Origin of the sequence: Aequorivita xiaoshiensis (genome assembly GCF_022008395.1) — a bacterium.
Classification (GTDB): Bacteria; Bacteroidota; Bacteroidia; order Flavobacteriales; family Flavobacteriaceae; genus Aequorivita; species Aequorivita xiaoshiensis.
In genome coordinates this window covers 384,438-399,543 of the sequence record NZ_JAIRBB010000001.1, presented here as the reverse complement: position 1 = coordinate 399,543, position 15,106 = coordinate 384,438, and the positions used below count along the sequence as shown (strand labels likewise).

Sequence of the window (15,106 nt, the reverse complement as noted above, 5' to 3'; positions counted from 1 at the left end):
TTAATGTATTATCTGCTGTTAAGGATTGAATTCCATTTTAATTTCAAATACGTTTTCATACCTTGCATATGTAAAAACCTGAAATACATTGAAAAGAAACATTGGTAGAATAGACAAAGCTGATTTTCCTTTACTCAATCTGTTTGATGTTGAAGTGAAAATTGACACGGGTGCATATACTTCATCGATTCATTGCAAAAATGTAAAGGTTGAAGATAATTACCTAAAATGCTTGTTTTTAGACGAAGAACATCCAAGCTATCACGAAAAGGAAATTATCTTTGACGAGTACGACGTAAAAGTTGTAAAAAGTAGTAACGGACAATCTGAGGCTAGATATAGAATAAAAACGGAAATCCTTCTTTTCGGAAAAACTCAAGAAATTTATTTAACCCTAAGTGATCGAGAGGAAATGCGTTTTCCTGTGCTTTTAGGCAGAAGTTTTTTGAGCAATAAATATGTTGTGGACATCAACAAGACCAATCTTTCGTATAAATTAAAAACTAAAAAATGAAAATCAGAATACTATCCGCAAATGCTAACCTATATTCTACTAGGCGACTTGTGGAAGCCGCTAAAGCTAGAAATCACGAGGTTGAGGTTATAAATCATGCAAAGTGCGATATAGTTATTGAAAAGAAAAACCCTGTAATAATGTATAAGGGTCAAAAGCTGGATCATACCGATGCCATTATTCCTCGTATTGGTGCTTCAGTTACATTTTACGGAACTGCGGTGGTTCGTCAATTTGAAATGCAACATGTTTTTACAACTACCGAATCGCAAGCATTAGTGCGTTCGCGTGATAAATTGAGAAGTTTACAAATTTTATCTCGTGCAGGATTAGGACTTCCGAAAACCGTTTTTACAAACTATTCAAAAAATGTAAAAGAAATTGTTGATCAGGCAGGAGGTGCTCCCGTAATTGTTAAATTATTAGAGGGTACACAAGGAATTGGCGTTATTCTAGTTGAAACTAGAAAGGCTGCTGAATCTGTAATTGAAGCCTTCAATAATTTACAAGCACGTGTAATTGTGCAAGAGTTTATCAAAGAAGCTGGAGGAGCCGATATTCGTGCGTTTATTGTAGATGGTCAGATTGTTGGTGCGATGAAAAGACAAGGGAAAGAAGGTGAGTTTAGAAGTAATTTACACCGAGGTGGTTCGGCATCGGTTATAAAACTAACAGATGAAGAAGAAACTGCAGCTTTAAAAGCAGCAAAGGCTATGGGACTTGGCATTGCTGGAGTTGATATGCTTCAATCTGCACGTGGGCCACTTATTTTGGAAGTTAACTCCTCTCCTGGTTTGGAAGGAATCGAAACGGCAACAGGAAAAGATATTGCTAACTCAATTATCAAGTATATAGAGCGTAACGTATAATTATGGCCAAAAAAGAAGAACGCGATATAGTTATTTTAAATGAACGTATTGCCCTAGGTGAAAGCCGTACAGTAGATTTTAGTATTGCAAAGCTGTATACATCAACCAAAGTAGAAATACCAATAATCGTTGAACGATCTAAAATCCCAGGGCCAACAGTTTTAATAACAGCAGCTCTTCACGGCGATGAAATTAACGGTGTAGAAATAGTAAGGCAGGTTATTGCTAAAAAGATAAACAAGCCAAAACGAGGTACAATAATTTGTATTCCAATTCTCAATGTTTTTGGATTCCTTAATGGCGATCGAAATTTTCCTGATGGACGTGACTTAAATCGTGTGTTTCCAGGAACTAAAACAGGTTCGTTAGCAAGTAGGGTAGCCTATCATTTTACTAAAAAAGTTTTGCCACACGCAGATTACTGTTTAGATTTTCATACAGGAGGGGCTAGTAGGTTCAATGCTCCACAAATACGTATAAAACCAGATGACGAAAAGTTGTTGGAACTAGCCAAGGTTTTTAATGCGCCATTCACAGTTTATTCCAATACAATAGAGAAATCCTATAGAAAAACTTGCTTCAAAATGGGAATACCTTCATTGCTTTTTGAAGGTGGTAAGAGCTTGGATAGCAATAAAGATATAGCAAGAGAAGGTGTTGAAGGTATTATGCGATTTTTAAAACATTTGGATATGTTAGGTTCTAGACATAGTGTTGCAGTTGCTGAATCTGAAACTGTAATTATCGAAAAAAGTAAGTGGATTCGTGCCGTTAGAAGTGGCCTTTTACATGTAAAAATTGACTGTAATAAACACGTAAAAAAAGGAGAGTTTTTAGCTACCATTACAGATCCATATGGTAAAATGCGTTTTAAAGTTTTGTCTCCTAACGATGGGTATATTATAAATGTTAATCAATCGCCCATTGTAAATCAAGGGGATGCAATATTTCATATCTCTACAGCAATTATTCCAAATACCTCTGAATCTGAAGAAGAAAATCTCGAAAGAGTTTAAACATAAGTAAATTTTATTAGCAAATAGTTTTGTAATACATTATTATTCAGTCGTATGAATCATAAAATACTACTAAATTTAAGTTAATAAAGTGATTTTTATTGGTAGGCTTTAATGATGCAGTTAGCTTTGAAACTTTCGGAATTGACAATTGACATTGATTTCTCATTTAGACCTATCTTATTATTGAGTCAATTCTTCTAATCATTTTATCTTTAAATAACAATTATGTTAAAATCAGTAAAACTTAAAAGTGTATTTTTATTTGTATCAATGTTGGGGACTTTTGGTCTTTTTGCCCAAGATAACCAAGTTAGTGAGGCAGAGTTAACAAAATTTGCCAATGCTTATATCGAATTACAAGTTCAAAATCAAACGGCACAACAAAAGATGGTTCAAATTATTGAAGCAGAAGGAATAGATGTACAACGTTTTAGTGCAATTCAGCAAGCTAGTATGAATCCAGAACTAAAGGTTGAAGCCACAGACGAAGAATTAAAAATGCATCAAAGTGCAATCGAAAAAATACAAAAATTGCAACCAGAATTGGAAAAAGAAGCAAGTCAGAGAATAATTGCTACTGGCTTAACAATGGAACGTTTTGAAGCACTTGCGGGTTTAATTCAAAATGATAAAACCTTGCAGCAACGTGTGGAAGCTATTTTAATGAAAAGTCAGGAATAATATAATATTCTAAATATATATAAAGAGAGAGGTTTTGGCCTCTCTTTTTTTATACTGTTATTTCTATCCAAATTATAAATTGAATAGAGAGACTCCAATCCCTATATTTGTGTACTTATAAATAATTACAGTAAATTTTAGAAATAAAATTTCTGTCTCAAGTTACTTGTATTATATTGTCTGTATTATGCTCGACAAACTCACATTGCGAAAAAAATATAAAGAATTACGCCAAAGTCTTTCTGATGAAGCTATTGATGAAATGAGCTTGCAGATAGCAAATCAGGCCTTAAAACTGCCAATTTGGGATAAAACCAATTATCATATCTTTCTTACTATCACAGGAAAACAAGAGATTAATACGGAGTACCTTTTGCATATATTACAGGGAAAGGATAAAAGCATTATCATTCCCAAAGCTGAGTTTTCTTCAAGTGAAATGAAAAATATATTGTTACAGGAAAATACTGTTTTAAAAACTTCAGAATATGGGATTCCGGAACCTGTTTCCGGAATAGAAGTGCCGGCAGAAATAATAGATGTGGTCTTTGTTCCTTTATTAGCTTACGATAAAAAAGGTAATAGGGTAGGTTACGGAAAAGGTTTTTACGATAGGTTTTTGAAAAAATGTAAGTCTACAGCTGTATTTATTGGACTTTCATTTTTTGATGCTGAATCTGAAATTCCTTACGAAAACACAGATATTCCACTACATTATTGTGTAACTCCCACAAATATCATTGATTTTTTAAATTAAGAGTTTATCTTTAGAAAATAAATTATTTCTAACTAACTCATTTTAATTTTAATGGAAAATCAAATTAATCAACCTCAAGGAAGTCCACCAGATAATAACTTAGTATGGGCAATTCTTTGTACAATTTTATGTTGCCTACCATTAGGTATAGTTTCAATAATTAAAGCGGCAAAAGTTAACGAGCTTTGGGCTCGTGGGGATGTTGCTGGCGCACATAAAGCAGCTAGTGATGCTAAAAAATGGGCAATCTGGGGAGCTGTTATCTCTATAGCTTTCTTAGTACTTTATGTAATATTTATTGTAATCTTGGGATTAGGTGGCTTTTTGGCAGGATAAACTTAAAATTTTTAAAATAGCCCTCATTTTATCACTTATTGGGGGCTTTATTTTTGTATACTATATATACAATCCATCGACAACCTTATTTATTCCATGTCCTTTTTATTACGTTTCTGGTTTTTATTGTCCGGGCTGTGGTTCACAGCGAGCAATTCATCTACTGTTACACGGAAATATTATAGGGGCCTTTAGGTTTAATCCATTAATGGTGATAACAATTCCTATAATGGTTTATGGTCTTGGGGTTACAATTGTAAATTGGATATTCGGTACCAAGCACAGATTTAGGCTTTTTTACAGCAAACTATTTATATTTAGTTTTTTCGGGATGGCATTATTGTATTGGGTGCTTCGAAATATCCCCTATTATCCATTCAAACTGCTTGCTCCAATGGCATGACGTGGCATAACGTTACAGCTTAATAAGTTCTTATTTCTTAGGAAATGCGGTTTTATTAAAAAGAAGTAATAAAATAACCCCAACGCTAATAGCAGAATCAGCAATATTGAATACAGGATCGAAGAATGTAAAATATGTTCCTCCGAAAAAAGGAATCCATTCTGGGAGTGTGCCTCCGTATAATGGGAAGTATAGCATATCTACTACTTTTCCGTGAAAAAGTGTTCCGTATCCACCCTCTTCCGGGAATAAAGTGGCTACTTGTCCATAGCTGTCATTAAAAATAATACCGTAAAATACCGAGTCTATAATATTACCTAATGCCCCAGCAAAAACCAAGGAGATACATAAAATTAAAATCTTAGGAGCGTTTTTTCTAACCGAGTCCCACAGCCAATATCCAATTCCGCCAATAGCTACGATTCTAAATAGCGTTAAAAAAAGTTTGCCGTATTCTCCTGGAATTTTAGCCCCCCAAGCCATACCTTCATTTTCTACAAACAGTATTCTGAACCAATCGAAAACACGAATTTCTTCACCTAACATAAAGTTAGTCTTGATGTAATACTTTGAAATTTGATCTATCAATAAGATCAAAATAATAATGAGAGAGGCTTTTTTAATACTCATATTTTTTCGGCAATTGCTTTTCAGCTATACAGGTTTATAGAACCATTGTTTTAAATCTTTACTTTAAAAAACAGGGTTTTCCAATAGCATATCTTTTGAGAATGACGGCAAAAATAGTAATATTTATCTATACTTAGTACTGAAATACTTTGGTTATTTCTTTCAGTTTCAATAGGAAGTGATTTAAATGGACAATTGACAATTATACTTTATTCAATTGATGATTTTAGAAATTGTATTCCATAGAAAAGCCCCGAATTTCTCGGGGCAATTATGATTTTAAAATAAGTCAGCAGTCTAAATTACTTTTGTAAGTTTTTAGCCTCAATACTCAATGTAGCGTGTGGAACAAGTTTTAAACGCTCTTTGTTTATCAACTTACCTGTAACACGGCAAATTCCATAAGTTTTGTTTTCAATACGCACCAATGCATTTTTAAGGTCTCGGATAAACTTTTCCTGGCGAATAGCCAATTGTGAAGAAGTTTCCTTGCTCATAACCTCACTTCCTTCATCAAAAGCTTTGAATGTAGGTGAGGTATCATCTGTACCATTATTGCTATCGTTTTTATAAGCACTTTGGATAAGTTCTAGCTGTTCAGTTGCATTGGCGATTTTTTCATTTAAAAGCGCTCTAAACTCTTCTAGCTCAGCATCTGAATATCTGGTTTTTTCTGTGTCAGTCATAATCTAATGTTTTATAATACTAATAAGTGTTTCAATTTCATCAAATGCGATTTCTGTACCGTCCTGTAAATTTGGTTGAAACTGCATAACCTCTGTTAGTGTTTCTTCTTTAATATACTGCGTGTATTGTGTTACAGCAGTCTCTAATAATTCGTTGTTTTGAAGTGTAACTTTTATTTTGTCTGTAACTTCAAACCCGCTATCCTTTCTCAGATTTTGAATTCGATTTACAAGCTCACGAGCTATACCTTCATTTTTTAAATCTGGTGTTATGGTAACGTCTAATGCTACTGTGATACCATTAGCATTTGCTACTAACCAGCCTTCTATATCTTGAGAGCTAATAATTACATCTTCAAGTGCCAATTTAGTATTTATTTCGTTAATAAATACAGTTATTTCCCCCTCTTTTTCAATTTCTGCAATTTGTTGTTGGTCAAATTTGGAAATTGCTGCTGCTACAGCTTTCATATCTTTCCCAAAACGTGGTCCTAGCACCTTAAAGTCTGGTTTTATTTGTTTTACCAACATACCAGATCCTTCGTCAATAAGCTCTATCTCTTTTACGTTTACTTCACTTTTTATTAAATCGGAAACAGCAAGTATTTCTTCTTTATCAGAATCATCCAATACAGGAATCATTATCTTCTGAAGTGGTTGACGTACCTTAATCTTCTCTTTTTGTCGCAACGATAATACCAATGATGATATAGTTTGCGCTTTTTGCATTTTGTGTTCCAGTTTTTTGTCAACGAACGCAGCATTTGCCTTTGGAAAATCGGTCAAATGTACGGAAGCTTTTTTATCTTTAGATGTGCCCTCTGTTAAATCTTTGTAAAGCCTATCCATAAAAAATGGAGCTACAGGTGCACCTAATTTAGCAACGGTTTCAAGGCAAGTGTAAAGCGTTTGGTAAGCCGAAAGTTTATCGATGTTACTAGTGCTTCCGCCATTTTGATTTGGTCGAGCTGTTTTCCAATATCTTCTTCTGCTTAATCGCACAAACCAATTGCTCAAATTCTCCTGTACAAATTCTGAAATTGCACGTGTAGCTTTGGTAGGCTCATAATCTGAATAATATTCATCTACTTTTTTAATAAGTGTATGTAATTCAGAAAGTATCCAACGGTCTATTTCAGGTCTTTCCTCAAAGGCAACGTCTTCTTCAAGATACTCAAATTTATCGAGATTAGCATATAAACTGAAAAAACTGTACGTATTATATAATGTTCCGAAGAATTTATTTCGTATTTCTGAAATGCCGTCTTGGTCAAATTTTAAATTATCCCAAGGGTTGGCATTGCTTATCATATACCAGCGTGTAGCGTCTGGGCCGTACGTATCTAAAGTCTCGAATGGGTCTACAGCATTTCCTAAACGCTTACTCATTTTCTGACCGTTTTTATCTAATACAAGTCCGTTTGAAACTACGTTTTTATATGCTACATCATCAAAAATCATTGTAGCAATTGCGTGAAGTGTGTAAAACCAACCACGAGTTTGGTCAACTCCTTCCGCAATAAAATCTGCTTGGCGCCACGTTTTTTCAACTTTTTCCTTGTTTTCGAAAGGGTAGTGCCACTGTGAGTAAGGCATGCTTCCACTATCAAACCAAACATCAATTAAATCTGATTCGCGCTTCATTGGCTTGCCACTTGGAGATACAAGTGTAATTCCATCAACTATGTTTTTATGAAGGTCAACCTTATCATAGTTTTCTTTTGAGAAATCTCCAACTTTGAAATTTTCAAAAATGTCTTTTTCCATCAATCCTGCAGAAACCGCTTTTTGCATTTCGGCTTTCAGCTCTTCAATTGAACCAATTATGATTTCCTCTTTTCCGTCTTCGGTTCTCCAAATTGGTAAAGGAATTCCCCAATAGCGTGAACGTGAAAGGTTCCAATCGTTAGCATTGGCAAGCCAATTACCAAAACGACCTTCACCTGTGGCTTTTGGCTTCCAATTTATTTCTTTGTTTAATTCGTGCATTCTATCGCGGAACTCGGTTACTTTAATAAACCAAGAATCCAATGGATAGTATAAAATAGGTTTGTCTGTTCTCCAGCAGTTAGGATAGCTGTGAAGGTATTTCTCTACTTTAAATGCCTTGTTTTCAATTTTTAATTTAATGGCGATTTCAACGTCAACAGACTTTTCTGGCACATCAGCATCGTCATAATATTCGTTTTTTACATATTTACCAGCAAATTCCTTCATCTCTGGACGAAATTTTCCCTGAAGATCTACTAGCGGTACAAGATTTCCGTTTTCGTCTTGCACCAGCATTGGAGGAACCTCGGGAACTGCATCTTTTGCAACTTTCGCATCATCTGCACCAAAAGTTGGAGCTGTATGTACTATCCCTGTTCCATCTTCTGTGGTAACGAAGTCTCCTGCAATTATTCTAAAAGCATTTTCGGGGTTGTCGTGAGGTTGAGCATAATCTAATAATTGCTCATACTTAATACCTACTAAATCCGAGCCTTTAAATTCCTTTACAACTAAATATGGAATGTTTTTATCCTCTTTATTGTATGCCTCTAACGCTTCAGTATTTGTTACTTTCTCGTATTTATTAGAGAATTGGTTAGCAACTAGATTTTTAGCCAAGATTACGTTTATAGGCTCAAACGTGTATTGGTTAAATGTTTTTACTAATACATAATCAATTTTTGGACCTACAGTTAGCGCTGTGTTACTTGGCAGTGTCCAAGGAGTTGTAGTCCAAGCTATAAACCAAATATCTTTTGACTCTTCCGTTAAAAAGCTTGGAAGGGTTTCAGAAACTGCTTTAAACTGAGCAACAACAGTTGTATCTGTAACATCTTGATAAGTTCCAGGTTGGTTAAGCTCGTGTGAACTTAATCCAGTCCCTGCTTTCGGAGAATATGGCTGAATGGTATAGCCTTTATAAATTAAGTTTTTGTTGTAGATTTCCTTTAAAAGCCACCAAACAGTTTCCATGTATTTTGGTTCATAGGTAATGTATGGATCTTCCATATCTACCCAATACCCTGCGCGTTCGGTAAGGTTGTTCCAAACATCTGTATATCGCATCACGGCTTTTTTACAAGCAGCGTTGTATTCTTCAACAGAAATCTTTTTGCCGATATCTTCTTTGGTAATTCCTAATTCTTTTTCTACTCCCAACTCAATAGGTAAACCGTGCGTATCCCACCCAGCTTTTCTATCTACTTTATATCCTTTTTGGGTTTTATAACGACAGAAGATGTCTTTTATAGCTCGCGCCATAACGTGGTGTATTCCTGGAAGACCGTTTGCCGATGGTGGTCCTTCAAAAAACACAAATGGTTTTGCTCCTTCACGAATGGAAATACTCTGTTCAAAAATGTTTTCATCTTTCCAGAAATCGAGTACTTCTTCCGCCAGTTTAGGGAGGTTTAGCCCTTTGTATTCTTTAAATTTTGTGCTCATAAGTTGGGTGTTGTAATGGTTTTTATGCCCTTTTTGTAGACAGGGTGCAAAAATAAGCAATTTTACAGAATTGAGTAGTAGAGACTAAGGGCAAAATTTGATGTTGAAGTGTTACTAATTCAATTCGTGTTTGTAAAGAGGTGTCTTCAAAAATAATCCAATAAAAAAAGTCGTCTAGAACTAAGTTTTAGACGACTTTTAAAAAGAATAACTATATCTTAGATACGCTCGTAGTTCACTTTAAACGTACCTACAGTAGGAATGTCATCAATCGTTTCGTTAACTTCTTTTTTTAAGTTCAATTTTGTTTCATTGAAAAGAGAAACATCAAAAGTTTCAGCATCCCCGTCAATTGTAATAGTCAATCTCTTTTTATCTGGACTTATCGAATAGGCGCCTTCATCATCTACAAGAATAATTTCTGAGGTGGTGTTGGTGTTACCAGCAGTTGTCACTTTAGTTTCAATACGGTATTGTCCAGAAGCACTATAAGAACCATCAGCACCGAATACCGTTGTCATTTGAAAAGTATCACCAACAACTTTAGTAACAGATTTAACTTCTGTTCCATTTACAGTGTATGTTTCTTCAATATCGCTTGTTAATAAGGTTGTTTTGTAGTTACCTGAGAGATTTGCATTACTAAATACATAAGGTCCTGGTCCATCATCATCACTACTACAGCTAATTGTTGCAAGCGCAAGTGTAAAAAGGAAAATTAATTTTTTAAAATTCATAGTTGTGGTTTTAAATTAAATTGTTTTATAAGTCAAAGTTGAGATATAATACTTTCATCAAAACTTAGATAAATATTATTTATTGTAAAGGCGGCGAAAGTAATACGCATTATCCAAATAATAAAGTGATTAACAAATTTTTTAAGGATATAAAGCTTATGAAATTTGACTCTGAAAAAATCTAAAATCCTTAATTCAAAATTGGGTTTAAATTATGTTAACTTAATGTGCTAATGTTAATACTGTAGAATATTTAAATTTTAGTAATTGAAAACGGAAGTTATCAATATATTTGTGGATTACCTTTTTAGGGTTTAAAATTTTAGTGACTTGTAATAAACTTCCCAATAAAAATACGTAGTTCATTGGCTATCGGTTTTTTGGGAAAAATTCAAAAATTTAAAATGAACAAATTTTTTCTCTACCTCCTCTTAACCATTGTTTCGCTTACTACAGTTCAATCTCAAATATTAGACCCAGTAAAATGGTCTACTAGCGTAAAAAAAATATCAGAAACTGAATACGATTTAATTTCAAAAGCTACTATTGAAGGTGGATGGCATCTTTATTCACAAGTAGTTCCTGAGGGAGGTCCGCTACCAACTGTTTTTACTTTTGAAGAAAACAAGGCCTATAAAACCATAGGTGAAGTAAAAGAAGGGAAGGGAGTTACAGAACTTGACCCTGTGTTCGATATGGTAATTACTTTCTTCTCAAACACTGCTACATTTACACAACGCGTACAGTTAACAGGAGATAAAGGAACAACTGTAAAAGGTGAAGTTGAATTTATGGTGTGTGACGATACGCGTTGTTTGCCACCAAACTATGTAGATCTTATTTTTAAAATTCCTGACCCTAAAAAAGATTCAGATTCAGCAATAGCAGCTGTGAATACAGATGATTCTAAGCCTGATGACATAAAAGAGGAAGAAAATAATGTTGAAGAAATTGTTCCTTCCTCTACCGATTTTCTAGAAAATGTAACTACTACGGATACAATTCAAGGAGCGGCAAAATCATCAAATTCGTCTAAGGCTGCGGTTGAGCAAACTAAAAAACAAGAGAGTAAAGGACTTTGGACGATATTTGTTGTTGCTTTCCTTTTTGGGTTTACTGCATTGCTTACACCTTGTGTATTCCCAATGATACCAATGACCGTTAGCTTTTTTACAAAACAAAGTAAATCTAGAGCAGCGGGAATTAAAAACGCTATTATTTACGGTATTGCAATTATTGTAATATATGTATTCTTAGGTGCGATTGTAACTTGGTTTTTTGGAGCTGATGCACTTAATGCCTTGTCAACAAATGTTTGGTTTAACTTCTTTTTCTTCATATTACTAGTAATATTCGCACTTTCATTTTTAGGTGCTTTTGAGATAATGCTTCCTAACTCTTGGGCAAATAAAGTAGACAGACAAGCAGATAGAGGTGGTATAATCGGAATTTTCTTTATGGCACTGGCATTGGCCATTGTCTCTTTTTCATGTACAGGTCCTATTATTGGAACATTGCTAGTAGAAGCTGCCTCTAAAGGGGGAATTGCTCCTTTTGTTGGGATGTTCGGATTCTCATTAGCGTTAGCCATGCCGTTTGCATTGTTCGCAGCATTTCCAGGGTGGATGAATTCACTTCCAAAGTCTGGTGGATGGTTAAACACAGTAAAAGTATTTTTAGGATTCCTAGAATTGGCATTAGCATTTAAATTCCTTTCAAACGCAGACTTAGTTCTTCAATTACATTGGTTAGAAAGAGAGGTGTTTTTAGCAATTTGGATTGCTGTTTTTGGAGCTTTAACGCTTTACTTGTTCGGAAAATTCCAATTACCACACGATTCGCCTATCGACAAATTATCCGTAGGGCGTCTAAGCATTGGATTAATTGTCGCGGCATTTACTATTTATCTAATACCAGGATTGTGGGGTGCTCCTCTAAAACTAATTAGTGGTTTCCCACCTCCAATGCAATATAGCGAATCTCCTTATGGTGTGGGTTACACAAAATTAGGTGCTGGTGGAAGCGCTGCTACAGCTGAATTCCCTGAAGGAGCTCATCTTGGACCACATGATATTTTGGCATTCCACGACTATGAAACTGGATTGGCATATGCTAAAAAAGTTGGAAAACCTGTATTGGTAGATTTTACGGGCCACGCTTGTGTAAACTGTCGTAAAATGGAAGAACGCGTTTGGAGTGAACCTAAAGTATTAAAGTTGCTGAATAATGACATAGTTCTTATTTCGCTATATGTTGATGATAAAAGACCATTGCCAGAAGGCGAAAAGTATATTTCAGAAATATCTGGAAAGGAGTTGAAGTATATCGGTCAAAAATGGAGTGAATTCCAAATTTTAAGATATAAAGCCAATGCTCAACCATTCTATGTGTTAATGGATCACAATGAGGAAAATTTAATAGACCCAGTAGGTTATACTCCAGATATCGAGGAGTATTACGATTGGCTTCAAAATGGTGTAGGTGCTTTCGATAACTAATAACATTTAAATTTTAGACGGTGAAATCTTCTGAAAAAAATATAGAGGCTAGCGCGCTGGAAAAGTATTTTGAGACTTTCAGAAATAATATTGTTGGTATCGATCAGAGCTTTACTTCGCCATTCGGAAGCAAAAAGATAATTTATACCGACTGGACGGCAAGTGGTCGTTTATACGGGCCTATTGAAGAAAAACTTCTAAACGACTTTGGGCCTTTTGTAGCTAATACGCATACCGAAACATCTGTAACGGGAACGGCTATGACTAGAGCTTACCACGAGGCTAGAAACATTATTAAAAGGCATGTTAACGCCAACCAAAATGATGTATTAATTACATCTGGTAGCGGAATGACAGGAGCTGTAAATAAGTTTCAACGTATTCTTGGATTGAAAATCCCTGAGAATATTAAAAAGTACACTAATATCCCTGATGAAATAAGACCTGTGGTTTTTGTAACTCATATGGAGCACCACAGCAATCAAACTTCATGGTTAGAAACTATAGCAGATGTTGTGGTAATTCCACCGAATGACGATGTTCTGGTTTGTCTAGAAACTTTTGAAGAAATTTTAAAAAAACACGCAGATCGACCTTTAAAGATTGCTGCAGTTACTGCTTGCTCAAACGTAACAGGAATTCAGACGCCATATCACGAAATTGCAAAATTGATGCACGCGCAAGGAGGCCTTTGTTTTGTAGATTTTGCTTGTTCTGCGCCTTATATCTCAATTGATATGCACCCAGAAGAAGAAGGTGCACACTTAGATGCGATATTTTTTTCACCGCATAAATTTTTGGGAGGTCCTGGAAGTAGTGGTGTGCTAATTTTTAATAATAATCTTTATAAGAATTCTATTCCCGATAACCCAGGAGGAGGAACTGTATCATGGACAAACCCTTGGGGAAATCATAAATATATCGACGACATTGAAACTCGTGAAGATGGCGGCACTCCAGGATTTTTACAAACTATACGCACGGCGCTTTCAATCCGTTTGAAAGAAAAAATGGGAGTTGACAATATTTTAAAACGCGAACACGAAATTTTAGATATTGTTTTTGAAAAACTCAATAAAATTCCAAATCTAAACATACTAGCACCAAATATTCAAGATAGATTGGCGGTAATTAGTTTTTATATAGATGATTTACACTTCAATCTTGGCGTGAAAATTTTAAATGATTATTTCGGAATACAATCTCGTGGCGGTTGTTCTTGCGCAGGTACTTATGGTCATTATTTGCTTCACGTAGATCAAGAAACTTCAAATAATATTACTTGTGAAATAGACGCTGGTGATTTATCGCATAAACCAGGGTGGATAAGAATGTCTTTTAGCCCTACAACAACCAATGCAGAAGTATTATACGTCTGTGAGGCCTTAAAACAATTAGCAGAAAACTTTCCAACTTGGAGTAAAGACTATAAATACAATTCTAAGAGCAACGAATATATTCATATTAATGAGGTGGTAGATAATAAAATGGAGGACTGGTTTACGTTCTAGTAAATATTTATTTTATCTTTAAAACGATAAACAAGCTTACCATTTTATTCTACAAATATTGAAAAAACTATTACTTCTCGTTTTTCTGTTTCCATTTTCAGCTTCTGCACAAGAATATGTGGATCTATTCCGAATGGGATATGGACAAACTTTAAATAATAATTTTAAAGATACCGACAGCGATACAAATGTTGAGTTTTTTGATGTTGGCTTCACATTTCCTTTAGTCTTGAATGCAAACCACGCATTAATTATTGGAGCGGATTTCAGCTTTAACAAGGTTCAATTATTTCCCGAATCAGAATTTTCAAATCTTTACAGCACGAATTTAAAAGTAGGAATGGCCTCTACATGGTCTGAAAAATGGAGTACAACAATAGTTTTATTGCCTAAATTGTCCTCAGATTACCATGATATTTCTAGTGATGACTTTTTTCTTGGTGCCTTTGCTTTGTTAAAATTGAAAAAGAATGAAAATCTTATCTATCGCTTCGGGTTTTATGGATCTCAAGAAGCTTTTGGGTTATTTACTACTCCTATTTTAGGATGGTATTATTTAAGCCCAAACAAACGATTTGAAATGGATATGAGCCTGCCAATTACAGCCGATGTTAGTTACAAGCTAGGTGCTACAACCGTAGGAATTGACTACTTTGGAATTGGTCGCAGTTATAATGTTCAATATGAAAACGATAAAACACTTTACGCCGATTTAAGTTCATTAGAATTTGCAAGTTATTTACAATTTAATGCTTTACAAGAAAGTGTGTTGCTACGTGCAAAGGTTGGATATTCTACCAATAAATATGAAATGTATAACGATGGCGAAAAGATTGATTTAGGTCTTTCTGCCTTTAGTTTCGGCGATAATAGAATCCAATTAAACCCTACTTTAAGTGGCGGAGTATTTTTGAAATTGGAAGCTATTTATAGATTTCATATAAAGTGATGATTAATCACAATTATAACCTATAGATTGAGAGATAAATTTTTAAAATAACTGACTTTCAAATTTTTAAATTGGAAATTG

At 34.6% G+C, this 15,106-nt stretch carries 14 protein-coding genes; 10 read left to right on the top strand and 4 right to left on the bottom strand.

Features of this window, described 5'->3' with window-relative positions:
* Nucleotides 1-88: 88 nt before the first annotated feature.
* The 7 genes from K8344_RS01825 (at nt 89) to K8344_RS14280 (ending at nt 4,579) form a co-directional block, all read left to right on the top strand.
* Nucleotides 89-514: an ATP-dependent zinc protease family protein gene (locus K8344_RS01825; RefSeq protein ID WP_139854078.1), complete on the top strand. Its 426-nt coding sequence runs from the start codon at nt 89-91 to the stop codon at nt 512-514.
* The gene (gene rimK, locus K8344_RS01820; protein ID WP_237606588.1) at nt 511-1,383 is read left to right on the top strand and encodes a 30S ribosomal protein S6--L-glutamate ligase; all 873 of its coding nucleotides are present in this window, start codon (nt 511-513) and stop codon (nt 1,381-1,383) included. The genes K8344_RS01825 and rimK overlap by 4 nt, the downstream gene beginning before the upstream one ends.
* 2 nt (nt 1,384-1,385) lie before the next feature.
* Nucleotides 1,386-2,399, top strand: coding sequence for a succinylglutamate desuccinylase/aspartoacylase family protein (locus tag K8344_RS01815; protein WP_237606587.1), 1,014 nt, complete (start codon nt 1,386-1,388; stop codon nt 2,397-2,399).
* A gap of 228 nt (nt 2,400-2,627) precedes the next feature.
* Nucleotides 2,628-3,083, top strand: coding sequence for a DUF4168 domain-containing protein (locus K8344_RS01810; RefSeq protein ID WP_237606585.1), 456 nt, complete (start codon nt 2,628-2,630; stop codon nt 3,081-3,083).
* Nucleotides 3,084-3,270: 187 nt separating this feature from the next.
* Nucleotides 3,271-3,840 carry a 5-formyltetrahydrofolate cyclo-ligase gene (locus tag K8344_RS01805; protein ID WP_237606583.1) on the top strand — a complete coding sequence of 190 codons (570 nt, stop codon included), beginning with the start codon at nt 3,271-3,273 and terminating at the stop codon, nt 3,838-3,840.
* Between the two features lie 51 nt (nt 3,841-3,891).
* Nucleotides 3,892-4,176: a CD225/dispanin family protein gene (locus K8344_RS01800; RefSeq protein ID WP_237606582.1), complete on the top strand. Its 285-nt coding sequence runs from the start codon at nt 3,892-3,894 to the stop codon at nt 4,174-4,176.
* Nucleotides 4,157-4,579 carry a DUF2752 domain-containing protein gene (locus tag K8344_RS14280; protein ID WP_420908342.1) on the top strand — a complete coding sequence of 141 codons (423 nt, stop codon included), beginning with the start codon at nt 4,157-4,159 and terminating at the stop codon, nt 4,577-4,579. Before K8344_RS01800 ends, K8344_RS14280 begins: the two co-directional genes overlap by 20 nt.
* 30 nt (nt 4,580-4,609) lie before the next feature.
* Here the strand turns inward: K8344_RS14280 and K8344_RS01795 are convergent, their stop codons facing one another.
* From K8344_RS01795 to K8344_RS01780, 4 genes are all read right to left on the bottom strand, one after another.
* Nucleotides 4,610-5,209, bottom strand: a complete 600-nt coding sequence (locus tag K8344_RS01795; RefSeq protein WP_139854073.1) for a lipoprotein signal peptidase — start codon at nt 5,207-5,209, stop codon at nt 4,610-4,612.
* Nucleotides 5,210-5,511: 302 nt separating this feature from the next.
* Complete coding sequence (locus K8344_RS01790; protein WP_139854072.1) at nt 5,512-5,895, bottom strand: TraR/DksA family transcriptional regulator; 384 nt, start codon at nt 5,893-5,895, stop codon at nt 5,512-5,514.
* A 3-nt stretch (nt 5,896-5,898) separates the two neighbouring features.
* Nucleotides 5,899-9,330: an isoleucine--tRNA ligase gene (gene ileS / locus K8344_RS01785; protein WP_237606580.1), complete on the bottom strand. Its 3,432-nt coding sequence runs from the start codon at nt 9,328-9,330 to the stop codon at nt 5,899-5,901.
* 218 nt (nt 9,331-9,548) lie between these two features.
* The gene (locus K8344_RS01780; RefSeq protein ID WP_237606578.1) at nt 9,549-10,067 is read right to left on the bottom strand and encodes a hypothetical protein; all 519 of its coding nucleotides are present in this window, start codon (nt 10,065-10,067) and stop codon (nt 9,549-9,551) included.
* 404 nt (nt 10,068-10,471) lie between these two features.
* Here K8344_RS01780 and K8344_RS01775 point away from each other — a divergent pair, with 404 nt between their 5' ends.
* The 3 genes from K8344_RS01775 to K8344_RS01765 are packed head-to-tail and all read left to right on the top strand — an operon-like array spanning nt 10,472 to nt 15,025.
* A complete protein-coding gene (locus K8344_RS01775; protein ID WP_237606576.1) occupies nt 10,472-12,565 on the top strand; it encodes a protein-disulfide reductase DsbD family protein in 2,094 nt (697 codons plus the stop codon).
* Between the two features lie 20 nt (nt 12,566-12,585).
* On the top strand, nt 12,586-14,076 hold the full coding sequence (locus tag K8344_RS01770) for an aminotransferase class V-fold PLP-dependent enzyme (protein WP_237606575.1): 1,491 nt from the start codon (nt 12,586-12,588) through the stop codon (nt 14,074-14,076).
* 58 nt (nt 14,077-14,134) lie between these two features.
* A complete protein-coding gene (locus K8344_RS01765) occupies nt 14,135-15,025 on the top strand; it encodes a DUF6268 family outer membrane beta-barrel protein (RefSeq protein ID WP_237606573.1) in 891 nt (296 codons plus the stop codon).
* Nucleotides 15,026-15,106: the final 81 nt, after the last annotated feature.